This is a genomic window from Franconibacter daqui, assembly GCF_014644275.1.
In the GTDB taxonomy this organism is placed as follows: domain Bacteria; phylum Pseudomonadota; class Gammaproteobacteria; order Enterobacterales; family Enterobacteriaceae; genus Franconibacter; species Franconibacter pulveris.
Genome location: NZ_BMKJ01000001.1, coordinates 1,196,029 through 1,220,371 on the forward strand (window position 1 = coordinate 1,196,029; position 24,343 = coordinate 1,220,371).

The following is a 24,343-nucleotide window of genomic DNA, read 5'->3' on the forward strand; positions in this document are numbered from 1 at the left end:
CCGCATATAAAATAATTATAATTTAGTTAATCTGTTATTTATATATGCTGCCCGGATATTATTGATATAATAAATTCGTCCATGCTTTAACTTATTAAAATCAATGAGTTAATGTTCCCTGATTTTAAATGTTGATTAAGAAAGGGCGGCGCGGCTATTTAAGGGACGCTAAAATTAATGTATTTGTACAAAAAATGGCCACCCGTCCAGTCAGTGTAAATAAATACGCACGGATATAAAGGCGGTTGATGCAGCCACTGGGTAATGTTGTTTTTCTGGGGGATGGCTTTATCGCCAATCACCGTAAATCCTTTGAGCGCCGCTTTCCGATGCTCAACCGGGTCGATTTCGAATACTCCTGGAGCGGGGCGATTTGCCTGTCGGAAAACCACGAAGGATTCTTCGGCCAACTGGCCCCAAACGTGTACGGCGCGCTGTGCTGTAATGGTCCTGGGATCACCCGCGGCACCGCCACCGGCAAACTGCTGGCTGATATGATCGCGGGCGAGCGCAACGAGCCGATCGATTTTCTCATCGCCTCAACCACGCTCGCAACGCAACGACATCAGGGCGACTGGCCGTCTCTTCCATCGTGACCAGGTAGTAATTCGCTCCCGGCAACGAAGTGGGGAAGGGGGCGACCAGCATACCGCGCTGGATCAAATCTTCCGCCAGCAGCTGGCTTGCAATGGTCACGCCTTGTCCCGCCACGGCCGCCTGGAGGGCATGCGTCTCGTCGCTGAAATGCAGCCCACGGGCGATATTCAGCGTTGCCGGCCCGTAACGTTGCTTCCAGTGTCGCCAGTCCGGCAACTGTGCAGGGACATGACGATTATCGATGTGAAACAGCGTGGCGTGAGCCAGATCGTCGGGCTGCTTCAGCGCAAGCGTGGGGCTGGCGACCACGATAAACCTATCTTCATACAGCAGCGTGCTGTGCAATTTCTCTTCCGCCTTTTCGCGATAGCGGATAGCGACATCTACCGTTTTTTGCGTCAGGTCGATGCTTTCAACGCTGGTATGCAGGTGCAAATCAATTTGCGGAAAGCGGACCTTAAACTCAGCCAGTCGCGGCACCAGCCAGTTAGTCAGAAAGTTGGAGGTGGTGGTAATGGTAAGCCTCGGCGGCTGCCTCGTCTGGTCGATTTTTTTTACCGACGCCTCCAGCGCCGCAAACGCGCTTTGCGTACCGACATAGAGTAAATGGCCTGCTTCAGTGAGCTTAACGCCCTGCGCGTTGCGTTCGAAAACCCGGCATTCCAGCATCGATTCCAGCAGGCGGATTTGGTGGCTGACGGCAGTTGCGCTGACACTAAGCTGTTCAGCGGCGCGCTTAAAGCTTAAAAGCGTGGCGACAGAATGAAAGGCGCGTAAAGCGCCAAGCGGCGGCAGACGTGATGGTTTCATGATGAGTTATTTTCATCTATGGATGAAAACCCTGACTTTGATCACCTGATTAAGCAGGGGATAAGCTTACTCCATCTTTCTGGGAGGATGAATTTTTTCTCATCGTTTTACTTATAAGGAGTCGTCATGATGATGTCGATTTTGCCCGCCTCACGTAATGCCGCTTTTTTACTGCTCAGTGGGCTTGCCGCGCAGGTCGCGCTGCTGCTTCGCCTCAACGCGCAGATGGGCTGGCTCTTTGCCGCCGGGCTGGTGATGTTATTATTTTTCACCCTCGCTGTTGGCGTATTGCTGATGCAAACAAGCCTGTTCGCCGCAGGGAATACGCCGGGATTTCTGTGTCTGGCTTTTTTGATTAACGCCGCGGGCCTTTTTTTATTACTGGTTGCATGTACACAAGCAAATAATAAATCACTGCTGCTGATGGGGACCGTTATTTCCGGGCTGGCAGAGGGAGCAGGCCTGGCGACAATATTGTGCGGCGAAGCCCGGCAATTATATCGGGCGCGTCCAGCCAAATGCAGACTGGCTGCGCTTATTATCGCGATATCGCTTGCTGTTATGACGTGCCTGCGGATTCAGGCGGCTTTTGCAGAAACGGCGGGGTTCCCTTACGCCTTCGCTTTGTTGCTTGATCTCGCCTTGCTTGGTGCGCTATGGATAAAAATCATGCGGGATGAAAATTAAGTTACGGCGTGCAGAAACGGTACTGTTGTCTGGTAATAAATAAGCCGGTTTTACCCGGTTTTTTATCACCGAATCGCTTATTGATGTTTAGCGTCTCGCTCATGCAGCGAGACGAGCAACCGGTTATTCATAGCGCCTCATGCCACATATTACCAGATGGATCTCCTGCATCTTATCCTCCACCAGGCGAGACGACTTTTTAAGTGATGGGTTGTTTATTGTTTGATCAATTGATCGTAATCATAAAACCGTTAACTGTTTAATAAACAGTCATATTGCTTCGCTTGAAAATTATTTTACCTGTTCTATAAATTATCACGATCTGAAAGCAATATTGCCCGGATGAACTTTTGAATATTTATAATTCAGGAGGTTATCATTATGTCCCTGCACGATTTTTCAGCCTATCCTTCATTAACCGATGCAGTTTTTTCTGACAGGTTTAACCGCATCGACAGATTGTTTAGTCAGCTCACCGGGGATTTACCCGTCTCCTTTAAACCGCCTTATGATATTCGCCAAATGGATGAAAATCGCTTCGCGCTTAGTTTGAGCGTACCCGGCTGGAAAGAACATGAACTGGAAATTGAAGTTACAGGCGGACGGTTAACCATTGTCGGCAAAAAAGAAGTGAAATTTGATGACAATCGCAGCGCAGAAGAAACGCAGGGAGGATGGTTACATAAAGGCATCAGCCGTACCGATTTCTGTCTGAATTATGCTATTCCGGAACATATGAAAGTAACAGACGCGAGCCTTGAAGATGGCATCCTGACAGTTGGTCTGCATCAGGAATTACTTGAAAGCCAAAAACCACAGCGTATTCCAATTCATCAAAAGGCGCCGGAAGCGCTTGAGCAGAAAAACGGATAAGTTTGGCCATTTGTATCAGGAGGAACCGTGGGTTCCTCCACCCGGTATAGTAATAGTTTGCTTATGAAGATAATGACATGAAGATCATCACCGTTACGCCCGATCATACCCGTCAGCCGACGCTTGTTGAACAGGATGTTTTAACGACGCATATGAAATTGGGAGATTCCCAAATCGTGCTGAGATACCGAAAACTCCCTGCGCTTATCATGCCGGTGCTGGATGTCGAGTTTTATGATAAAAAAGGTAAACGCTACTCCCTGCGTTATAACCTGCCGCCAGACACGGCAGAGCGGACCGGGCGTAGAGTCTCTCTGCTTTTGTATCTGCTTGATAAACGGTTTATTCAAAATACCATGACTGACCCTGGTGAATAACCGTACTGCTTTATCGCGTTTTTTGCATGGCGTTGAATAGCGTTTCTTATCAATATCATATTATGGCTTAAATTCACGTTAAAAATTAAAAGGTCATTGTGTTAATTTTAAAGGCACTTTTAGGTAATAAAACTGCAACGTGAAAATTTTCGCAAGGTCATCGTTAACGGCTCTTTTTTACAGCCTGAAGGGCGCGACAGTCAACCAGCGCCAATGTAAGAATAAAAACAAGGCTGCGCCTCAGATAAAAAGAGATGAGTTACTGTTTCGGTAAACATACCCTTCGTGTCTTGCTTATTAAGGGTTGAAAAATATTCTAAATTAAAACACACCTTAAATTTATCGTCCGTTTTTATTGATAATTATTAATCTTTCTGCATTTGCCGCGCGTCTATGATAGTTTAATTTTTAACCGGCGGGGGATTTTTATTATGCTTACGTCTGTATCCACTGTATGTCGAATGCTCAATATCCTGCCTATGACGTTAAAAGGCTGGCAGGCCGCTTTGCTTATTTCTTCCCCTCATGAAAAGGGTTACAGCGAGCCGCAGGTTGCGCAAATCAGGGTTGTTCGGGTTTTAACGTCTTCCGGGGACACGCTGAGTGATATATATACTCTGTTAAACGATTCCTGGCATTACCGGCCCAGCGGTTGGGAAGCTCGCCGACAGGAATTTATTCTGCAACTTAAGTCAGGAACTGACGAAACGCGCAGCCGTTTTCTCTGGGAGCTTTACAGCAGTTACAGTCCTGGCGACGTCCGCACTTTTATTCTGTTACCTTTAACTGACGGGTTATGTCAGAAAGGAAGCGACATCTTACGGACACGTTTTATTACATGCCTCGTCAGTCATATTAATCGTCTTAGCCAGACCGGGGTGGAAGATAGCATTACATTGCCGCTGCTGGACATCGTTAAGACAGTAAAACTCCATTTGCCATCTTTCATTTGTCGGGAGCCCAGTACCGGTACGCGCATAAGCATGCTCAACTCCAGCAAGCGTCATGATTCAGGCGAACGGGCGTTCTGAAAGCCAGACACGCCGGTAAAAAGCAAGGAGGTGCTGTAACACAAAGGAGAGTGGCGCTGGCGTCGTCAGGCGCCCCTTAAGAATGTATGCGTTGAATTAACAGTCGGCACAGCGGTAGCCCGTTAACATAATTGCGGCGATAATTTCATGCAGTGGCCTCACGGATTGATATAAAGCGGCTGGTTTGCATCTGGTAAACAGAAATAAATTTATGCCGCCAATAAAAAAAGCCGCCGTTATCGCCTCGCATTTTTACCCACTGCGAACCAAAAGGATTTATTTGCAAGGTGGATGAAGCCCGATATTTTGCCTCACGGGACAGGCTTACTTTAACGCGCAGAAACCGCCTGTTCTGGCTCATGGGCATGCTTTTTCTCTGGTTTCGCCATCATGCGCTGCCCACTTATCAGCAATTCAAAATCCCGGCTGAGCGCATGATAAAACTGAGCCGGCAACGAGCAGTTTACGCCTGTCTGGTTATGCTTTTTCTATAACGTTGCCGTACGTAAGCGGGTGCAAAGGAACACTCTCTCCGCCTGTTTTTCCGGCTTGCTACAGCCTGATGCAGATAAGCGTTGCTCGGTGGTGAACATATGGTGAAAAATCATAAAATGTCCCGCTCCGGTTGGCTGCGCGCCGCCGTGCTGGGCGCCAATGATGGCATTGTCTCTACGGCCAGTCTGTTAACAGGCGTAGCATCGGCTGACAGCACTCCCCGGAATGTTTTACTTGCCGGTATAGCCGGTATGATTGCGGGCGCCATGTCAATGGCGGTGGGGGAGTATGTCTCTGTTTCTTCTCAATCAGATATCGAAAGAGCGGCCCTTGTTGAGGAGCGTGACGAACTGAAGGCTGATTTTAAACTGGAAACGGATGAGTTGACGGCAATTTATGTCCGGCGCGGGCTTTCTCCTCTCCTGGCCCGACAGGTAGCGGAACAACTAATGGCATACGATGCCCTTGCCGCACATGCCAGGGATGAGCTCGGCATCACCGAATTCAGCAGCGCACGTCCGCTGCAAGCGGCAGTGTATTCAGCGGCGAGTTTTGCCGCAGGCGCGTTGTTACCCCTTGCCGTCGCAGTGATTACCCCCTTTCATTATGCAGTTACTGCGGTTGTGGCTGCGACGTTGTTAGCACTCGGCATGCTTGGTGGTGCCGCCGCCGCAACAGGAGGCGCGCCGGTGATGAGAGGAATACTGCGCGTCACTCTCGGAGGCATCGCGGCCATGGGGATCTCCGGCTTTACCGGATCGGTGTTTGGTCTGGTTGCTGGCTAAGCGATGGCAGTTATGCCCGACGAGGCGGCTGAAAATGCAATCAACCCTAAAAAGCCGGAAATGTTCCGGCTTTTTTATAACAGAAACGCGTTAGTCCTCTTCAAAATACTCATCATTATCTTTGCTCAGCGGCACAATCAGCATGTCGATGTGCATTCGATGGATTAACTGCCGTGCTGCCGATTTAAGCGTATTCCAGAAATCCTGGTAATGGCCGCACACAATCAAATCGATATCATATTTTACGACCGCATTTTCCAGCGCCTGAATAAAGTCGCCTTTGCCATACAGGGTTGCGCTGATGGGATAGCCCGCCGCATCAATTAAGGATTGAACTAGCTGCCGATTTTCTTTTTCAATACGCTCTTGCTCAGGGCCGAGATCTTCTTCAACCAGACTGCTATAAATATCCGCATAATTCACATCCACATGAATAAAATAGATTTTAGCGCCGTCACGCTCAGCCAGCGAAACGGCTTTATGAACCAGTATCTGACTGTCTGGAGAGAGATCGACTGCAACCAAAATATTTCTATAAGCCATGATATTTATCCTCTGACAGAGTTCCTGGCGATAAACGTTCTGCTATGACGTTATGGCCTGCACTTATTAAGAGCCAGGCGACAAACGCTTGTTCGCTTTATCATGCCGTCAGGTGGGCGCCATTGCGCATCTACTCACGGCCATTTACCGCTTTTGAACTGCTGTACCATTATTGTGCCATCAGGATGTCTTTAACGCCGCCTCATGTCTCAGCCCGTCGCTAACACCCGAAAGGCCATTTGAACCAGGGCGCGTGGCATTCGAAGCGACAGTTTACGGTTGGTGTGGCAACCCCAAACGTAAACCGGGTTACTACCGTTATGACGGGCACGTTTAATAATCTGATAAATAATGCAAATGCCCAAATTCTTTATTAACCGGCTAAGGAAAAAAGAAAACCTCTACGCGCCTCGTGAAATATCAAAGGAAACGCTCAGATTTAGTAACAGGAATTATGACGTTGGCCGTAGGCTTCTGCAAAATTATCAGGCTGTGCTTTGTTATTTTTAACGCTTTTTTGTTCTGCATCACTTTCTTGTCATTTAATAGCTTATCAGCGGGGCGGTTGACAGAGAGCAAATAAGCTGGCCTCACGGTTTTTAATTTATAGTATTAATGGTCATCAGCATAATTAAACATCAGCTTTCCGGTATATAAAAGTAAGGAGAAACTCTTATTGACATAGAGAATACTGTTGGAAGCGGCGGAAATATTCTCTTAAACCCTTTGCGCTACGTTTTTTTAATCTGTCGTTGCGCTATGAGTTAAGCATAATGCTTATTCGTTCCTCTGCCGCTCTGTTATTACGACATATCCGGCGCGTCAACAGAACAGGGTTACAGCGCCGGAGACTCGCGTTTCTGAAATAGCTAAAACTAGCGGCTCAGGAAAGGACAACGCGGCATCCTGAATGCATTTGCTATCGCCCCGGGCGTTGACTATGTTGATAACAGGTAACGGCGACCTGCTTAAAAGCGGGGCAGAACAACGAACCGAAAATAAGAAAAACGGGAGTGCAGGCCATTGCGGCTCGCCATGCTGTTCCCGTGAGGCGCGCCGACGGCGCAATGTCCGTTGGGCGATGGCAATCCATTGCCGGCGTCCTCACCATGCTCCATCCCGGACGCGACGCCGTCCTGCGCCCGAATACGCTTTCCCGGCACGCCACTTTCGCGCCTGCGTCCCAACAGCGCAAAGAGAAACACAGGGATCGTCATACGCTGGTACTGGCGCACGCGCCAATGCGAGACAACGATATGATCAACGATACTTCTGTCGCACAGGCGTCTGCCTCCATAGCGCTTGCATCCGATGCGGCAAGCGAAGCTGTGTTTGAGCACGATGTCGTCCGCAACCTTATCTGCCGTCAGGCCCGCTACCCCGATATCGCGACACCCCAGGACTGGTATATGGCGCTTGCTTATACGGTTCGCGATCGCATGCTCGCGCGTTGGGCCGAATCGGTGAAAAACTACGCGCTGCACCACGTCAAAGTCGCCTGCTATCTGTCAGCCGAGTTTCTTATCGGCCCGCAGCTCGGTTGCAATTTGCTTAACCTTGGGCTGGAGGAAGAGGCGAGGGAGGCCATGGACTCGCTCGGTCAGGATCTCGATGCGCTGCTGGCGATCGAAGAAGAGCCAGGGCTTGGCAACGGCGGCCTGGGTAGGCTCGCAGCCTGTTATCTCGACTCGCTCGCCAGTCTTGAGATCCCGGCGATAGGCTATGGTATCCGCTACGAATTCGGCATTTTCGACCAGGATATTGTCGATGGCTGGCAGGTGGAGCGCACCGACAAGTGGCTGAAAATGGGCACGCCCTGGGAAATCATCCGGCCTGATATTCACTATTACGTCAGCTTCGGCGGCTACACCCGCATGTGGAACGACGAGCAGGGAAGATTGCGCGTGGAATGGGTTCCGGGGAGGCAGGTGAAAGGTGTGGCGTATGATGTGCCCGTGCAGGGATACCGCGTCAATACCTGCAACGTGCTACGGCTCTGGAAGAGCGAGGCGGTGGAATCTTTCGATTTCGATGATTTCAACGCAGGCGATTATTATGAGGCGGTGGAAGAAAAAGTGGTCTCGGAGACACTTTCAAAGGTGCTTTATCCGAACGACGAACCGGAGAGCGGTAAACGCCTGCGCCTTGCGCAGCAATACTTTTTCGTCTCATGCGCCTTGCAGGATATGTTGCGCCTGATGGAGGTGAGCCACACGCCCGTCGAGCGTTTTGCCGACCGTTTCGCCGCGCAGCTGAACGATACCCATCCTTCCATTGCGGTGGCGGAGTTAATGCGCCTGCTGATTGATGAACGTCTGCTTTCATGGGAGGACGCCTGGTCCATCACCCAGCGGACTTTCGCGTATACCAACCACACGCTGCTGCCGGAGGCGCTGGAGACCTGGAGCCTGCCGCTAATGCAAAGCATGTTGCCGCGCCTGGTTGAGATCATTTTCGAGATAAATCAGCGTTTTCTGGATGAGGTCCGCCGCGCGCTGCCCGGCGATGAAGGCAGCGTAGCGCGCATGTCCCTCATTGACGAGCAGGGGGATAAAAAAGTGCGTATGGCCCATCTCGCCACCGTCGGCAGCCACAAGGTCAATGGCGTAGCGGCGCTGCATTCCGATCTGCTTAAACAGACGATTTTGCGTGATTTCGCCGCGATGTTCCCGTCGCGTTTTCTCAATGTGACGAACGGCGTTACGCCGCGCCGCTTCATTATGCAGAGCAACCCGGGGCTGGCGCGGCTGCTGGACGATACGCTGGGGGAGAAATGGCGAACCGATCTGACTCGCCTCGACGCGCTGGCCGACCATGCCGACGACGCCACGCTGCAGGAGGCCTGGCGTGCGGTCCGGCGCGAGAACAAAGCGAAGCTTGCGGCGCGCATCGGCAACATCACCGGCATCGCGGTTCCGCCGGAGATGATGTTTGATATTCAGGTGAAACGCATTCATGAATACAAACGCCAGCATCTCAATGCGCTTCATATCATCAGTCTGTATCAGCGCCTGCGCCGCGATCCGACGCTTGACGTCGCACCGCGCTGCTTTATTTTCGGCGGCAAAGCGGCGCCCGGCTACGATATGGCGAAACTGATGATTCGGCTGATCTCCGGCATCGCCGAGGTGGTTAATCAGGATCCGGCGACACGCGATCGACTAAAAGTGGTTTTCTATCCCGATTTCAACGTTAAGAACGGCCACATTATCTATCCGGCCGCGGATCTGTCCGAGCAGATCTCAACGGCGGGAAAAGAGGCGTCGGGCACGGGCAACATGAAATTTATGATGAACGGCGCGCTGACCATCGGCACGCTCGATGGCGCAAATGTTGAGATTCGCGAGCAGGCGGGCGCAGACAACTTCTTCCTGTTCGGAATGACAGCACAGCAGGTGGCGGCGCTTCAGCAGTCGGAATATCGCCCTGGGCACTATCTGGAGGCGAATGAGGCTTTGCGCGAGGCGCTGGATGAGATTGCGCAGGGGCGTTTTTCGCGGGGCGACAAGGCGATGTTTCGCCCGTTGCTGGATAACCTGCTGAATGCGGATCCGTTTCTGGTGCTGGCGGATTTCGCCGACTACGCGGCGTGTCAGCAGCGTGTGAGTGAAGCCTGGCGCGATGAAAAACGCTGGGCGCGCATGTCGATTATCAATACCGCCCGTTCAGGCGCGTTCTCCTCAGACCGGGCGATTAAAGAGTATTGCGAGAACATCTGGCAAACGCGAGCGGTGAAAATCGACCTTGCCGCACCCTGACGGCGCGGCGGCAGCGCCTGCGTGACAGGCCATAAAAAAGCCGGGGTTAACCGGCTTTTTTAATGGGGTTAGTCGTCGTCATCGTCCTGTTCATAGAGCGGCACAATTAACAGGTCGACATGCACATTGTTAATCAGCTGTCGCGCGGAGGACATCAGCCGGTTCCAGAAATCGTGATGGTGACCGCAGACCACGACATCGGCCTGGTATTTTTTCACCGCGTCCGCCAGCACCTGCGCCAGGTCGCCTCTGCCGTTCAGGGTTTCGTTGATGGGATAGCCCGCGCCGCTGGCTAATGCTTTAAGCCCCTGAAACATTTCATAGGAGATACGCTCCTGAGAATAGCCAAGCTCAGCTTCAATCAGGCCGGTATAAAGGCCGGTTTGGTTCAGCTCAACATGAATCAGAGAGACTTTGGCGTCGTAAGGCTTAGCCAGCGAAACCGCTTTACTGACCAGCAACTGACTTTCGGGAGAAAGGTCTACTGCAACCAGAATATGTTTGTAAGCCATGATACGGCTCCTGTCATACGCGTCCGTATAGCAGCGGATTTTCCTGCCGCGCCAGAGCGGACAAAGCTTACCGCATCGTAGCGTCCCTACCGGATGCGCCGACAGCATCGGGCGTCGCGGCTGGTCTGTTACGTCTCAAACAACCCGCTCCCGCCCGGTCCAAAACCGTCAACCGGAGATAGATATCAAAAGTTTACTTTGGTTATTTATTGAACGATTGACATTGATCAAGCAATGTTTACAGAAAGTGAAAAAGGGAAAGCTTTCTTTATAAATAGTTGATTTTAATTTATAAAAAAATCACAGCGTTAATGTGCCGCTTTTTTCTAAGAATTGTCTTAATAAAAATTGAATAATAACGTATAGAAACTATTTTTGATTCTGGTCAATTTTCAGGCAGGGGTTTGTCGCCACTATAGCGCAACTTTTAATCTGTAGAGGGTTCTGCACGTGTTTATCTCAGCTTCAACGGTTTGCAATATGGTCGATGTTTTACCTGCCACGTTAAAATACTGGCGCTTTGCGTCACTCATTCCTTCTCCCTGTGCGAAAGGCTACAGCGAGGCGCAGGTCGCACAAATCAGGGTTATTCGGGCGCTTACCTCGTCGGGCGATACGCTTAGCGAAATTCATACGCTGTTGCATGATTCATGGCAGTACCGGCCGAGCGGCTGGGAAAAGCGTCGTCAGGAGTTTATTTTCCAGCTTAAGTTCGGCACTGACCAAACGCGCGACGGGTTTATCTGGAAACTCTATAGCACCTACAGCCCGGAAGACATAAAAGCCTTTATCCTGGCGCCGCTGGCCACCTGGCTTTGTGAAGAAGGGGAGGGAAAACAAACCTTACGGCCGCGCTTTATTGCATGCCTGCTAAACCATACTCACCGTTTGCTGCGAAATGAGCAGAGCGAAAAATACGCGCAGCCGCTGCTCGGCATTATCAAAAGCCTCAACCTTCAGCCCCCGTCATATTGCTGCCAGGGTTCTGAACGCGTTAATCCGGCAAGAAAAAACACTATCGGCAGCCTGAGTGACTTAGCGGCACGACCGGTTCGCCAGTAACGCATTTTTATCACCGCACAGCGCGTACCGAAGCCCCCGCATCAGAATGATTTGCATGCCGTGGCGTCGCTGTATGTACTGAACCGAAAAATAACAACTCGACTTTTGTTTGTTCAAAAGGAAATTAAATAACGTGGCCGTATTGGGATGGTAAAAAGCCGATAGTGCAGGGCATTATCGGCTTTTTTTCGCTTATTTATTCGCAACGAACCGGGCGAAGAAACGGCGAAAAGAACGGTCGCTGTGTCACAATCATTGCGCCAAAAATGGTGGCGTTTTTCTTATTACTGAAAACAGATTAAAACAGGCTCATTCCTGAGAATTCCTCGTCTTCCTCGCGCAGCGGCACAATCAGCATGTCGACATGCAAACGATGAATAAGCTGACGCGCAGGCGATCTTAAGGTGTTCCAGAAGTCCTGATGATGCCCACATACGACAAGGTCAATGCCATATTGATGGATTGCTTCATCCAGCGCCTGAACCAAATCGCCTTTACCGTTAATGATTTCCCGGATGGGATAGCCCGCTTTATCCACTAATATGTTCAGATTCTGTTGGGTTTCGTGCGCAATCGCCTCCTGTTCGCGGCGAAATTCCGCTTCGACCAGGCTGCTGTATATTTCGGTATAATTTATATCGACGTGAATAAGAAAAAGTTCCGACTCCCAGGCGCGCGCCAGCGCAACGGCTTTATGGACCAGCAACTGGCTTTCGGGAGAAAGATCGACTGCAACCAGAATATGATGATAAGCCATACGATGACTCCTCTTGCACCGTTCCGGGCGGCAATCGGTCTGTTGGGCTTCATCATTTAAGAAGATGAATGTCATTCCAGACAGCGCGTATCCCATCGTCGTGCATGACGATAAAGAGACAAACGCTCAGGATCGTTTACCGCCTCTGAACGTGAGTTCAGTTACCCTGCTATCAGAATTAATTTCGGTTCTTTGCGACCCGCCGGCATCGCCAACTTTGTAAAAGAGATTCTGAAAAGCCGACCCGGGCTGCGGTTTATTCATCTGAACCCGAGTCTGAACTGCAAAAATTAGCTTAGCAGCTGGCGTAATGAGGTAGCAGACTATTGCCGCCAGTTATTTGTAAAGCCCGCCGCCGCGCCGCGCCGTAAAGCGGCAGCCGGAACCTAACGACACGCGCTTTCATTTAGCCGGAGACGATTCTGCCCGTTATCGCGCGGCGGCCCGGTCCGACGCGATTACCATGACGATGCCTGCGATGACGAGCGCGGTGGCGAAAATCATCCTGAGGTCTGGCATTTCTTTCAAAAAGAAGACGCCGCCAAGCGCTGCGAGACAAGGAACGCTCAGCTGAAGGGTGCTGGCGGTGGTCGAGGTGAGATGACGCACAATGCGGTACCAGAGAACATAGGCTACTGCCGACGCGACGCCTCCCGAAACGAGCGCCAGCGCCACGCCATCGCCATCCACCATCTTTTGCTCCGGCGACAGCATAAACAGCAAGGCGATGACCGGCACGCTCAGAAGAAAATTACCGGTGGTGGCGCCAGTGGGATCCGCCACCTTTTTACCCCTTACCGAATAGGCTCCCCACGCCAGCCCGGAGGCGATCATCATGATTGCCGGTATCGGCGAGGGCATGCTGGCGCCCGGCAGAAGTAAAACCGCCATGCCTGTAACGGCCACGGCAATACCGGCTATTTTTCGCCGCCCCGGTTTTTCGCCCTGGATGATGCCCCACAGGATCATGCAGACCTGAACGGCGCCGAAAAGCAGCAGTGCGCCCGTGGCGGTATTAAGGTGAACATAGGCGAGTGAAAACAGGAAAGCGTAGGCGGTAAGAAGAGCCGCATTCACCACGTTCCACTGAATGCCGCGCCCGCCACGGGCCGCCAACTGGAAAAAAAGCAGCACTACCGCCCCGCCGAGCAGGCGAAGGCTGCTGAACGTCGCGGGATCGGCATGTCCCTCTTTGAGCGCTATGCGGCACAGGACAGAATTCGCGGCGAACGCCGCCAGGGTAAAGATAACCAGAAGGCCTTTTTTCATTGTTTTCCTCGTCGCCAACACGGCCTTTTACACCGTCTTACAGGATGCACAGATTAAGCGTAGCTTTACTGGCATCCCTTCCTTGCGTAAACCGAATAAATCCCTTTCACATACCTTCGCGCCGGTTCGCCTTGCGCCGATTCCCGGCAAGCCAGAACGCCTCCACGTTTAACCTCCGGCGCCTTGTATTCGCACGCTGATAATACGCACCGGGATCACACATTCGCACCGCTCCGGTGCAACGCGTACAGCCGCGCTTTTCTCCCCGTGTGCAATATTCTTTCTTGAACCTATTGATAAATAAACAGTAATTAAAATGGCACGCTTCGTGCTTTTCTCTGTATACGCCATTGTCGACAAGGCGTCATGCAAGGACCCCGATGACATCACGATGGCGACGTCGCGCGCGGGTAACCCCTTTCTCTGCATGACATGAGCTGCTTTTCCGGGATGGCGCCCTGCGGGCCGTCTCTTCATAACGCGACATCACCCGGCTACTGGAGATTATTATGACCGTTCTTAGCGAACCGTTGGTTGCCCCCAAATATGGCAAGTGGACGCAGCTGGTTCTTGGCCTGATCTGTATGGCATCCATATCCAGCCCGCAGTATGTGTGGACGCTGCTGACCCGCCCGCTCACTGAGAAACTGGGTGTGGGATTACCCGAGCTGCAGGTGACCTTTTCCCTGCTTATCATTCTTCAGACCTTCTTTTCACCGTTCCAGGGGCGCCTTGTCGAGAAATTCGGTCCCCGGTTGCTTATCTCCATCGGCACGATCCTGGCGGGGTGCAGTTGGGTGCTGTCTGCGCATATCAACGGCCTGACGGCGCTCTGGCTGGTCTACGGCGGTATGGGCGGGCTGGGCACCGGCATCGTCTACATCGGCGTTGTCGGCCTGATGGTGAAATGGTTCCCGCAGCAGCGCGGCTTTGCGGCAGGCGCCGTGGCGGCGGGCTATGGCATGGGCGCGATTCTGACCACCTTCCCGATTTCGCTCTCGCTTGGCAGCTACGGCCTTGAGCAGACCATGACGGTCTTCGGCATTATTTTCGCCTTTGTCGGCTTTCTGGCAAGCCAGGGGCTAAAGCTGCCGCCGACCACAGCGTCGCAGCCCGCCAGTAAGAATGTGGCGCAGAGCGCGAAGCAGTTCACCTCGCGCGAAATGCTGCGCCAGCCGCTGTTCTGGCTGATGTTTGCGATGATGGCGATGATGTCGACCTCGGGGCTGATGGTGACGTCGCAGATGGCGGTCTTTGCCGACGATTTCGGCATCAGCAAGGCGGTGGTGTTTGGCATGGCGGCGCTGCCGCTGGCGCTGACCATTGACCGCTTCACCAACGGCCTGACGCGTCCGCTGTTTGGTTTTATCTCTGACCGCTATGGCCGGGAAAAAACCATGTTTATCGCCTTCGCGCTGGAAGGCGTCGCGATGACGCTATGGCTCGCCTGTCGTGAAGACCCCATGCTGTTTGTGCTGCTTTCCGGCGTCGTCTTCTTTGGCTGGGGCGAGATTTTCTCGCTATTCCCGTCAACGCTGACCGATACGTTCGGCAGCAAACACGCCGCGGCAAACTACGGCTGGCTCTATATTTCGCAGGGCATCGGCTCGATTTTCGGCGGTCCGCTGGCCGCGCTTTTGTATCAACACACCCAGGGATGGCATGTTGTCTTCAGCTGCGCGATAGCCCTTGATTTCATCACTGCCGGGCTGGCGCTGTTAGTATTAAAACCCTGGCGCGCGCGGTTCATCAGCAAGCACAGTTAATCGCGGCTTTTCTCAGGGACGACGGCAATGAGAGCTTAACCCGCCACTGCTTCCTCATTCGGATGCAGCCACGCCAGGAGATTTACCCGTTCATCCTCCTGCCTGGCGATTGCGTTACCGGGGTGAAGAGTGCCCGTCGTCCGGGATGCCGCTTAACAGGCCGGTTTAAACGCAAACACCGACGAGGCAGGACGCTGTCCCGCCTCGTCGCAGGCAGACTACTTCTCGATAAACGCCAGCAGGTCGGCGTTCAGCACATCCGCATTAAGCGTCAGCATGCCGTGGGAAAACCCCGGATAGGTTTTCAGCGTACCGTTTTTTAGCAGCTCAATCGATTTCAACGCCGCATCCGCAATCGGCACAATCTGGTCGTCTTCGCCATGCAGCAGCAGGGTAGGAACCGTGATGGCTTTGAGATCCTCCGTCTGGTCAGTCTCGGAAAAGGCGCGGATACCTTCATAATGGGCTTTGGCGCTGCCCATCATGCCCTGACGCCACCAGTTCTGAATAACGCCTTCCAGCGCGGTCGCGCCGTCCCGGTTGAAGCCGTAGAACGGGCCGGCGGGCACATCGAGGAAGAACTGGGCGCGGTTGGCGGCAAGCGCCGCGCGAAAGCCATCAAACACTTCCAGCGGCAATCCTTCCGGATTCGCCTCGGTTTTCACCATCAGCGGCGGTACGGCAGAAACCAGTACGGCTTTAGCGACCCGGCCGGAGGGCTGGCCGAATTTCGCGACATAGCGCGCCACTTCGCCGCCGCCGGTGGAGTGCCCGATATGAATAACGTTTTGCAGATCCAGCGCTTCCACTACGGCAAACGCATCGGCGGCATAATGGTCCATATCGTGACCATCGGAGACCTGGGAGGAGCGGCCATGGCCGCGGCGGTCATGCGCCACCACGCGGTAGCCTTTTGCGACGAAGAAAAGCATCTGGGTATCCCAGTCGTCAGCGGAGAGCGGCCAGCCGTGGTGGAACATAATAGGCTGCGCCTCTTTCGGGCCCCAGTCTTTATAAAAAATTTCAACGCCGTCTTTCGTGGTAACAAAGCTCATGAGAAATCTCCTGACCGATATAAGTGAGGGAGGGTGAATAATTGAGCTGATACTTCAGCGCATGACATTGTTATGCCCGCGGGGTTACAAAGAAATTATGCAGGAAGCGGTTTTTTCGCCATTTCCAGTGGCAGTTTAAATTTCTGGCTGGCGTTCATATTTCAAACGTTGCCATGATCGGCGCGCTTTAAATTCGTGCTTTCTTATTATTCCGCAACAGGGAGCGAGCGTATTTATTACTGCGGGCCTGTAGACCGCCCCAGGTGAAAACAGGCTCAGGTTGTCGCCTCACTGATTTTTTAAAAGGCGAACGGCGCGCCCTGACGCCTTGCAAAGCCTGGCGCAGAGGTCCGGCCTGACTTTTTCGGAAAAATTTGTTATGACTCTTCAATACCTTAAAACGGGGCGCAGCCAGACAGCGTCCCTGTAACTTTATCTGCGACTGATTACCGATAACCCTATGCAATCCAGCGCCTCGCTTTCGTTTGCCCATCGCCCCCTGGTTCCCGTGGCGCATGATTATCCGCACGGGGCCACCGAACCCTGGCATCAGCATGATTGCGCACAGCTTTTACATATCATCAGCGGGGTGGTGCGCGTCGATACCCAGAGCGGGTGCTGGGTGATCCCGCCAGGCCGCGGCGTCTGGCTGCCGGCAGGAACGTGGCATGCGCTTCGTATTACCGGACAGGTGGCGGCCAGAACGCTGTTTATCGATCCGCTCGCGCGAGCGGACCTTCCCGCCGCGTGCCAGATTGTGCAAATCTCCGCGCTGCTGCGGGAGCTTATCGTGGCCTCGCTGGCGCTTCCTGAACACTATGTCGGCGGCAGCCGCGAAGAGCGTATTTATGAGCTGATTCTGGATGAGATACGGGGAATGGCCGTGCTGCCGTTTGGCCTGGCGGAGCCGCAAACCGCGATACTGCGCCAGCTGTGCAGAAGCATGCAGGCGCGGCCTGCGGATGACTGGTCCAGCCAGCGCGCGGCGCGTCTTGTTAACATGAGCGAGCGCACCCTGAACCGCCATTTCCAGCAGCAAACGGCGCTGACCTGGAGCGAATGGGTGAGGCGGGCAAAACTCATGGAAGCGCTGATTCGCCTGGCGCAGGGGCAATCCGTGCTCGCGATTGCGCTGGAGCTGGGTTACGGCAGCCACAGCGCGTTCACCGCCATGTTTCGCCGGGTGATGGGCATATCACCCAGCGACTATTTTAATGACTAATCCTGCGCTACCGCCGCATTGAACAGCGCCTGCAGCGAGGCGCGCGAGACATCGCTGTCGATGCCCACGCCCCAGCGGCTGCCGCCATCCGCGAACTCGCAGCAGATATAGGCGACCGAGCGGCTGTCGCTTCGCTCCCCCAGCGTGTGCTCGTGATAGTCTTTAATCACCAGCGGCTGTGCGGTTAAAGGCGCCAGCCCCGCAGCGGCGGCGGAGAGCAGCCCGTTGCCGTATCCCTCGATTTTCTTTTGCTCGCCGTTAACCGTAAGCGTGGCCTGAAGTTTTAAACGGCCGTTTTGCTGGCTTTCGCTGCGGTAGTCGCGCAGGGCGAGCGGCGGCTGGGGGACCAGCCCGTAGCGCGTGCGAAAGAGCTGCCATAACGCGTTTAGCGTCATCTCGCGGCCATGGCTATCCGTTTCGCGCTGCACATGCTGACTGAAATCCTGCTGCAGCGCGCGGGGCAACCTCAGGCCGTGGTTTTGCTCAATTATCCAGGCGCTGCCGCTTTTACCGGACTGGCTGTTGACCCGGATAACGGCTTCGTAGCTGCAACCGATGTCCTGCGGATCGACAGGCAGATAGGGCATTTCCCAGCGGTCGCCCGCTTTGCGCGCGTCAAACCCTTTCTTGATGGCGTCCTGATGCGAGCCGGAAAAGGCGGTATACGCCAGGCTTCCCGCCCAGGGGTGACGCGGGTGAACCGGCAGTTGGTTACAGCTTTCGACCACTTCAACCACCTTGTTCATGTCATGGAAGCTCAGCCCCGGGCTGATGCCCTGGCTGTATAAATTCATCGCCAGCGTCACCAGGCAGACGTTGCCCGTGCGCTCGCCGTTGCCAAATAAGCAGCCTTCAACGCGATCGGCGCCCGCCATCATTGCAAGCTCGGCGCAGGCTACGCCAGTGCCGCGATCGTTGTGCGGGTGAACGCTGATGCACACCTCGTCGCGCCGTGAAAAATGGCGGCAGAAATGCTCAATCTGGTCGGCATAGACGTTGGGCGTATTTACCTCGACCGTCGCGGGAAGATTGATAATCATTGGGCGCTCTGCGCAGGGTTGCCAGACATCCGCCACCGCTTCGCAAATCTCCAGCGCAAATTCGGGCTCCGTGAAGCAGAACGTTTCGGGCGAATATTCATACTGCCAGCACGTTTGCGGATATCGCTCGCACTGCTGGCGAATCAGGGTAGTGGCGTTGACAGCCAGTGCGACAATCTCCTGTTTCTCCATGCCGAAGACCAGCCGTCGGAACAGCGGCGCGGTGGCGTTATAGAGATGAAGCGTGGCGCGTTTCGCGCCGCGCAGCGCTTCAAAGGTGCGCAGGATAAGCTCGTCACGCGCCTGGGTTAATACCTGAATGGTGACATCGTCAGGAATGCGCGCTTCCTCAATCAGCTGACGGACGAAGGCGAAATCCGTCTGCGAGGCGGAAGGAAACGCCACCTCAATTTCCTTAAAGCCGCACTCCAGCAATAAGTTCCAGAACTGGAGCTTACGCTCGCTGTCCATCGGTTCGGCCAGCGCCTGGTTGCCATCGCGTAAATCCGTCGATAACCAGCGCGGCGCGTGCGTTATTCGCTTTTCAGGCCAGGTGCGATCGGGCAGATTCAGGGGGGGCCAGGGACGGTATTTGTTTTCCGGTTGACTCAGCATGGTTATCTCCTCTTAACGTCATGCCATTTTGCTGAGTCGTCGCTAACGGCGCTGCATCGGGCTGGACAACAGGTTAATTAAACTGGACAACCGCGCCGCCGTCCTTATGGTCTTTTTGTTAAATTGACGTTACATGAATGCGCATTCCTGTATGAATTTCGTCACAAAATGGAAAAGCCATCTGGCGCTGGCAGGCGGAGATTAAACCTGTGTCAGCCAGCGTAAATATCTGTAAACCATTAAGTTTATTCACGGATGCGGTTAATTAATGCAGCCCGCGCATGGGTCGATTGATTTATTGCACTTATTAACTTCGCAACCCTGGTCCAGTCTTCAAATCAGGCGCAGCAAAAGCGTCGTAAATAAATGGAGACTCAGATGCAAACCGCTTCCTTACCGTTAACTGCCCGGGCGCGCGCTGGCGCTATCCTGCGCGTCACCTCCGGTAATTTCCTGGAACAATTTGATTTTTTCCTGTTCGGGTTTTATGCCACCTACATTGCGCACGCCTTTTTTCCGGCGAGCAGCGAGTTCGCCTCGCTGATGCTCACTTTCGCGGTGTTCGGCGCCGGGTTCCTGATGCGCCCAGTCGGTGCCGTGGTGTTGGGGGCATACATTGATAAGGTGGGCAGACGCAAAGGGCTTATTGTCACGCTCTCCATTATGGCAACCGGAACTTTCCTGATTGTGCTTATCCCTTCTTACGAGAGCATCGGCTTCTGGGCGCCGTTGCTGGTGCTGGCGGGGCGCCTGCTGCAGGGCTTTTCCGCAGGCGCGGAACTGGGCGGCGTCTCGGTTTATCTTGCGGAAATCGCCACGCCGGGGCGTAAAGGCTTCTACACCAGCTGGCAGTCCGGCAGCCAGCAGGTGGCGATTATGGTTGCTGCGGCGATGGGCTTCGCGCTCAACGCGTTGCTGGCGGAAACGGCCATCCGCGAATGGGGCTGGCGCATCCCGTTTCTTTTCGGCTGCCTGATCGTACTGTTTATTTTCCTGCTTCGCCGCAAGCTTGCAGAAACGCAGGAGTTTAACGCGCGGCGCAGCCATCCCGGTATGGGGCAGGCGTTCAGAACGCTGCTCGATAACTGGCAGGTGGTTATCGCCGGCATGCTGATGGTGGCCATGACTACCACCGCGTTTTACCTGATAACCGTGTATGCGCCGACGTTTGGCAAAAAGGTGCTGATGCTCAGCGCCTCAGACAGCCTGCTGGTCACGCTGCTGGTGGCGGTGTCCAATTTCTTCTGGCTGCCGGTAGGCGGGGCGCTGTCCGACCGCTTTGGCCGCAAGCCGGTGTTGATAGCCATGACGCTGCTGGCGCTGACCACCTCTTATCCGGCGCTGAGTTTGCTGGCGGGCGCGCCGGGCTTTTACATGATGCTGGCCGTGCTGCTGTGGCTCTCGTTTATTTATGGTCTGTACAACGGGGCGATGATCCCGGCGCTTACCGAAATTATGCCAGCGGAGGTGCGGGTGGCGGGTTTTTCGCTTGCCTACAGCCTGGCGACGGCGGTGTTCGGCGGGTTTACGCCAGTGATGTCTACCGCATTGATTGAGTACACGGGCGACAAAGCCTCGCCGGGGTACTGGATGAGCTTCGCCGCCGTATGCGCTTTGCTGGCGACCCTCTTTTTATACCGTCGCAGCACGCTGCCGCTGCCCAATGCCCGTAAGACGTTCGGCTAAGGAGAGAAACCGTGAAAATCTACTGGCGCGCTACGGCGTTCATTGTTGCCCTGGCGAGCAGCCCGGCGCTTCAGGCTAAAGCGTTAACCGTCATGATCTCGGGCGGCTTTAAGGCGGCATGGGAAACCCTCGCCCCGCGTTTTGCAGCGCGGGAAGGGGTTCACCTTCACACGGTTGCAGGCCCGTCCATGGGCGATACGCCACAGGCCATTCCGCAAAGGCTGGCGCGGGGTGAAAAGGCCGATGTGGTTATCATGGTGGGAAGCGCGCTGGAAAAACTCGCCGCGCAGGGCCAGACCCTGCCTGGCTCGCGGGTAGAACTGGCGGACTCGCTTGTCGGCGCGGTGATAAAGCAGGGCGCGACGCCGGTGAGCATTAAAACCGAGGATGAACTCCGCGCCGCTTTGCGCAACGCCCGCTCGATAGCCTACTCCGACAGCGCCAGCGGCAGGTATGTCAGCGAGCAGCTGTTCCGGCGGCTTGGCATTGCAGAAGAGGTGAAAGAGAAAGCGCACCGGGTTGACAGGATCCCGGTGGCCTCGGTGGTGGCGAAAGGCGAATATGCGCTGGGTTTCCAGCAGGTGAGCGAGCTGCTGCCGGTGCCGGGCGTGACCTTCATTGGCGAACTGCCGGAAAAGGTGCAATACACCACGCGGTTTGCCGGTGCGGTGACTGCCACCTCGGCAAACCGCCATGAGGCGGCGGATTTGCTCCGCTATTTGTCCTCGCCGGAGGTGCAAAACGTCGTTCAGTCAACCGGCCTTCGCTCTGTGAAGGCGAAGCACGCCGTCAAAGCGAGCGATACCGTTCAATAAGGGTGTTTTCAAGCTCCTGCGCCACATGGGAAAGCATGCGCCCGCTTCTTCTCAGCAGGCCGACCGTTCGCGTGACGACCGGCCCGGTGAGCGCGACTTTTGTCAGCGCGGAATGCGCGGACAGCGGCATCGACATCGCGGGCACGGCAGCGATGCCGAGCCCCGCTTCCACCATGCCGAGCATGGTGGTCACGTGGCGCGTCTCACAGATGCTGGGCCGTTCGGGCGCAATCTCCGCCAGCGCCTGGTCGAGCAGGGTGCGGTTCCCCGACGTTTTATCCAGCCCAACCCAGTCGTGCCGGTAAAATTCTTGCCAGGTGATGCTTTTTTTACCGGCAATAGCGTGTTCAGGCCGACAGGCCGCCACGTACTCATCGTTGAGCAACGGCAGAAATTCGATATCGGGCTGCGTGCTGCCGGAAAAGCTGATGCCGAAATCCGCCTGGCCGCTCATGACCGAGTCGTAGACGTTACCCGCGCTGCTGTCGATAAGCTTGATGCGCACGCGGGGATACCTGGCCTGAAAGCTGCGGATGACGTTCGGCATAAAGTAGTAAGCGGCAGAGGGGACGCAGGCGACGGTAATCAGCCCGGTGCGGGCTAAGCTGACTTCGCTGAGGTCCGCCATCACCGCTTCAAAATCCGCCAGCAACTGGCCCGAGCGCTCGGCGAAAGCCTGCCCCTTGAGCGTGAGCGTCACCCGCCGGGTGGTTCTTTCAAACAGCTTTAATCCCAGCGCGCTTTCAAGCTTATCAATGCGGCGGCTGAGCGCCGGTTGCGAAAGGCAGATAGACTCCGCCGCCAGCCGAAAATTGCCGTACTCCACCAGGGCCCGAAACGCGTAAAGGTCATTGAGGTCAAAATTCACGGGCATACCGGTATCTCTTCCTTTTACTGCGAAAAATTCAACGTAGCGTTCCTTTGCCCGGCCTCCTCTGCGCAGGCAGGGCACCGCCTGTTATAGCAGAACAGGCGGGTAAAAGGGGGATGCGATTAACTTAAATGAAACATAAAAGCAACAAATGCCATGCACCGTTCCCGCGCTTGAGAAAAAAACGGCGTCGAAGCCGCCAGCAGCAAGCGCCAGAGGGGATGAAAACCTGAGCTTCCGCCTGATGTGACGGGGCACAAATTTCCCGCTCCCGCCCTGGTCTGACCCATCTCACACTTTGCACTTCTTTTGTGAAAACCATCACTTAACTTCGTGCTGTCGCCCAAAAAATCACCGTCTGTTAGTGAACATTTTCCGAGGACATGGTGATTTTTTGTGCCTAGATTGAGCATTGAAACGGCTTTTTAATTACGTAAAACCTGCTTGCCGATTCCGGTAATCCGCGGGGCTGATAAACAGAACATGAATTACCCTGCCTTTTTAAGGACCGACCATGAAAATTGAATCTGTAAACGTTACCCTCTTCCAGTACCTCTCGCGCCGGGTTTCCGACAGCGCCGGGCATTCGCACCCGGGCCCGGAGAGTATGGCGAAAATGGCCATGCTGACGATTACCGCCGACGACGGCACGCAGGGGTTTTCTTTTGCGCCGCCGGAAGTGGTGCGCCCCTTTGTCGTCAACACCTTTTTGCGCAAGGTCATGGTCGGTCAGGAGGCGTTTAACCGCGAACGCATCTGGCAGGATCTCGCGCACTGGCAGCGGGGCAGCGCGCACCAGCTCACTGAACGCGCGCTGTCGTTTGTGGAACAGGCGCTGTGGGATTTAATCGGCCGCAAGCTCAACATGCCGGTTTATAAATTGCTCGGCGGCTTTCGCGATAAAGTGCCCGCCTATGGCAGCACCATGTGCGGAGACGACCTCGCAGGCGGCCTTTCCACCCCGGATGAGTATGCCGCTTTCGCCGAAAAGCTGGTGGCGCGCGGCTATAAGGCCATCAAGCTGCATACCTGGATGCCGCCTGTCTCTTTCGCGCCTGACCCGAAAATGGACGTTAAAGCCTGCGCCGCCGTGCGCGAAGCGGTGGGACCGGATATTGACCTGATGATTGACGGTTATCACTGGTACAGCCGCACCGAGGCGCTCTGGATAGGCAAGGCGCTGGAAAAGCTCAACTTCGCCTGGTTTGAAGAGCCGATGGAGGAGGAGAGCATGGATTCCTACCGCTGGCTGGCGGAAAACCTGTCTATTCCCGTCATCGGGCCGGAAAGCCTCGGCGGCAAACACCACAGCCGGGCGGACTGGGTGAAAGCAGGGGCGTGCGACATTCTTCGCGCAGGCGCCAACGGCGTAGGCGGCATCTCGCCCACCCTGAAAGTGGCGAGCCTTGCGGAATCGTTCGGCATGGATTGTGAAGTGCATGGCAACGGCGCGGCGAGCCTCGCGGTCATCGGCGCTATTCGCAACTGCCGCTGGTACGAGCGCGGGCTGCTGCATCCTTTCCTGGATTACGACGAGCCGGCGCCTTACCTCAACACGCTGGTCGACCCGATGGACGATGAAGGCTTTGTTCACCTGCCGCAGCGCCCCGGGCTCGGTGAAGACATTAACTTCGCCTATATCGAAGCGAACACCCTCAGCCACGACTGACGAATAACAAAATCATGCCAGGCGTCTGCCCGGCAACCCTTACCCTAC

General features: G+C 54.5%; 23 protein-coding genes. 14 read left to right on the forward strand and 9 right to left on the reverse strand.

The genetic code is table 11. The features are described 5' to 3' along the window. Positions 1-248: 248 nt before the first annotated feature. Positions 249-596, forward strand: coding sequence for an FAD-dependent oxidoreductase (locus IEX01_RS05715; RefSeq protein WP_229701809.1), 348 nt, complete (start codon positions 249-251; stop codon positions 594-596). Here the strand turns inward: IEX01_RS05715 and IEX01_RS05720 are convergent. After that, the gene (locus tag IEX01_RS05720; RefSeq protein ID WP_188723413.1) at positions 532-1,407 is read right to left on the reverse strand and encodes a LysR substrate-binding domain-containing protein; all 876 of its coding nucleotides are present in this window, start codon (positions 1,405-1,407) and stop codon (positions 532-534) included. The two genes, IEX01_RS05715 and IEX01_RS05720, sit on opposite strands and share 65 nt — an antisense overlap. 225 nt (positions 1,408-1,632) lie before the next feature. On the opposite strand from IEX01_RS05720, the gene IEX01_RS05725 reads away from it, so the two are divergent. The 4 genes from IEX01_RS05725 (at position 1,633) to IEX01_RS05740 (ending at position 4,375) form a co-directional block, all read left to right on the forward strand. Then, positions 1,633-2,094, forward strand: a complete 462-nt coding sequence (locus IEX01_RS05725; protein ID WP_188723414.1) for a hypothetical protein — start codon at positions 1,633-1,635, stop codon at positions 2,092-2,094. Positions 2,095-2,475: 381 nt separating this feature from the next. After that, on the forward strand, positions 2,476-2,967 hold the full coding sequence (locus tag IEX01_RS05730) for an Hsp20 family protein (RefSeq protein ID WP_024555400.1): 492 nt from the start codon (positions 2,476-2,478) through the stop codon (positions 2,965-2,967). A 77-nt stretch (positions 2,968-3,044) separates the two neighbouring features. Then, complete coding sequence (locus IEX01_RS05735; protein WP_024555401.1) at positions 3,045-3,344, forward strand: hypothetical protein; 300 nt, start codon at positions 3,045-3,047, stop codon at positions 3,342-3,344. Positions 3,345-3,775: 431 nt separating this feature from the next. Then, complete coding sequence (locus IEX01_RS05740; protein WP_268237244.1) at positions 3,776-4,375, forward strand: MerR family transcriptional regulator; 600 nt, start codon at positions 3,776-3,778, stop codon at positions 4,373-4,375. Between the two features lie 145 nt (positions 4,376-4,520). On the opposite strand, the gene IEX01_RS05745 is transcribed toward IEX01_RS05740, so the two are convergent. Continuing rightward, positions 4,521-4,736 (reverse strand): hypothetical protein, encoded by a 216-nt coding sequence (locus IEX01_RS05745; RefSeq protein WP_188723416.1) that lies wholly within the window; start codon positions 4,734-4,736, stop codon positions 4,521-4,523. Here IEX01_RS05745 and IEX01_RS21795 point away from each other — a divergent pair. Both IEX01_RS21795 and IEX01_RS05750 read left to right on the forward strand, forming a co-directional pair. Continuing rightward, positions 4,663-4,869, forward strand: a complete 207-nt coding sequence (locus IEX01_RS21795; RefSeq protein WP_373289661.1) for a KUP/HAK/KT family potassium transporter — start codon at positions 4,663-4,665, stop codon at positions 4,867-4,869. The genes IEX01_RS05745 and IEX01_RS21795 overlap by 74 nt on opposite strands. 99 nt (positions 4,870-4,968) lie before the next feature. Then, positions 4,969-5,655, forward strand: a complete 687-nt coding sequence (locus tag IEX01_RS05750) for a VIT1/CCC1 transporter family protein (protein WP_024555403.1) — start codon at positions 4,969-4,971, stop codon at positions 5,653-5,655. A gap of 90 nt (positions 5,656-5,745) precedes the next feature. Here the strand turns inward: IEX01_RS05750 and IEX01_RS05755 are convergent, their stop codons facing one another. After that, on the reverse strand, positions 5,746-6,198 hold the full coding sequence (locus IEX01_RS05755) for a universal stress protein (RefSeq protein WP_024555404.1): 453 nt from the start codon (positions 6,196-6,198) through the stop codon (positions 5,746-5,748). A gap of 1,067 nt (positions 6,199-7,265) precedes the next feature. Here IEX01_RS05755 and IEX01_RS05760 point away from each other — a divergent pair. Next, complete coding sequence (locus IEX01_RS05760; RefSeq protein WP_229701810.1) at positions 7,266-9,956, forward strand: glycogen/starch/alpha-glucan phosphorylase; 2,691 nt, start codon at positions 7,266-7,268, stop codon at positions 9,954-9,956. A gap of 68 nt (positions 9,957-10,024) precedes the next feature. Here IEX01_RS05760 and uspA read toward each other — a convergent pair whose 3' ends face one another. Beyond that, a complete protein-coding gene (gene uspA / locus IEX01_RS05765; RefSeq protein WP_188723417.1) occupies positions 10,025-10,468 on the reverse strand; it encodes a universal stress protein UspA in 444 nt (147 codons plus the stop codon). A 450-nt stretch (positions 10,469-10,918) separates the two neighbouring features. Here uspA and IEX01_RS05770 point away from each other — a divergent pair, with 450 nt between their 5' ends. Next, the gene (locus IEX01_RS05770) at positions 10,919-11,530 is read left to right on the forward strand and encodes a MerR family transcriptional regulator (protein WP_268237245.1); all 612 of its coding nucleotides are present in this window, start codon (positions 10,919-10,921) and stop codon (positions 11,528-11,530) included. 298 nt (positions 11,531-11,828) lie between these two features. Here the strand turns inward: IEX01_RS05770 and IEX01_RS05775 are convergent, their stop codons facing one another. Both IEX01_RS05775 and IEX01_RS05780 read right to left on the reverse strand, forming a co-directional pair. Then, positions 11,829-12,287 (reverse strand): universal stress protein, encoded by a 459-nt coding sequence (locus IEX01_RS05775; protein ID WP_188723418.1) that lies wholly within the window; start codon positions 12,285-12,287, stop codon positions 11,829-11,831. Between the two features lie 429 nt (positions 12,288-12,716). Then, positions 12,717-13,556: a DMT family transporter gene (locus IEX01_RS05780; protein ID WP_188723419.1), complete on the reverse strand. Its 840-nt coding sequence runs from the start codon at positions 13,554-13,556 to the stop codon at positions 12,717-12,719. A gap of 509 nt (positions 13,557-14,065) precedes the next feature. Between IEX01_RS05780 and oxlT the strand changes: the two genes are divergently transcribed. Beyond that, the gene (gene oxlT, locus IEX01_RS05785) at positions 14,066-15,322 is read left to right on the forward strand and encodes an oxalate/formate MFS antiporter (RefSeq protein ID WP_188723420.1); all 1,257 of its coding nucleotides are present in this window, start codon (positions 14,066-14,068) and stop codon (positions 15,320-15,322) included. Between the two features lie 218 nt (positions 15,323-15,540). On the opposite strand, the gene IEX01_RS05790 is transcribed toward oxlT, so the two are convergent. Further along, positions 15,541-16,377: an alpha/beta fold hydrolase gene (locus IEX01_RS05790; RefSeq protein WP_024555412.1), complete on the reverse strand. Its 837-nt coding sequence runs from the start codon at positions 16,375-16,377 to the stop codon at positions 15,541-15,543. A gap of 460 nt (positions 16,378-16,837) precedes the next feature. Here IEX01_RS05790 and IEX01_RS05795 point away from each other — a divergent pair, with 460 nt between their 5' ends. Beyond that, a complete protein-coding gene (locus IEX01_RS05795) occupies positions 16,838-17,599 on the forward strand; it encodes an AraC family transcriptional regulator (RefSeq protein WP_188723421.1) in 762 nt (253 codons plus the stop codon). Here the strand turns inward: IEX01_RS05795 and leuA are convergent. Next, positions 17,596-19,254, reverse strand: coding sequence for a 2-isopropylmalate synthase (gene leuA, locus IEX01_RS05800; RefSeq protein ID WP_188723422.1), 1,659 nt, complete (start codon positions 19,252-19,254; stop codon positions 17,596-17,598). The two genes, IEX01_RS05795 and leuA, sit on opposite strands and share 4 nt — an antisense overlap. Positions 19,255-19,632: 378 nt before the next feature. Between leuA and IEX01_RS05805 the strand changes: the two genes are divergently transcribed. Continuing rightward, positions 19,633-20,940, forward strand: a complete 1,308-nt coding sequence (locus tag IEX01_RS05805; RefSeq protein WP_188723423.1) for an MFS transporter — start codon at positions 19,633-19,635, stop codon at positions 20,938-20,940. Between the two features lie 11 nt (positions 20,941-20,951). Then, positions 20,952-21,755 carry a substrate-binding domain-containing protein gene (locus IEX01_RS05810; protein ID WP_024555416.1) on the forward strand — a complete coding sequence of 268 codons (804 nt, stop codon included), beginning with the start codon at positions 20,952-20,954 and terminating at the stop codon, positions 21,753-21,755. On the opposite strand, the gene psrA is transcribed toward IEX01_RS05810, so the two are convergent. Next, on the reverse strand, positions 21,730-22,629 hold the full coding sequence (psrA, locus tag IEX01_RS05815) for an L-proline-binding transcription factor PsrA (RefSeq protein WP_024555417.1): 900 nt from the start codon (positions 22,627-22,629) through the stop codon (positions 21,730-21,732). The genes IEX01_RS05810 and psrA overlap by 26 nt on opposite strands. Before the next feature lie 511 nt (positions 22,630-23,140). On the opposite strand from psrA, the gene IEX01_RS05820 reads away from it, so the two are divergent. Continuing rightward, entirely contained in the window at positions 23,141-24,295 is a 1,155-nt protein-coding gene (locus IEX01_RS05820; RefSeq protein ID WP_024555418.1) for a mandelate racemase family protein, read from the forward strand. Positions 24,296-24,343: the final 48 nt, after the last annotated feature.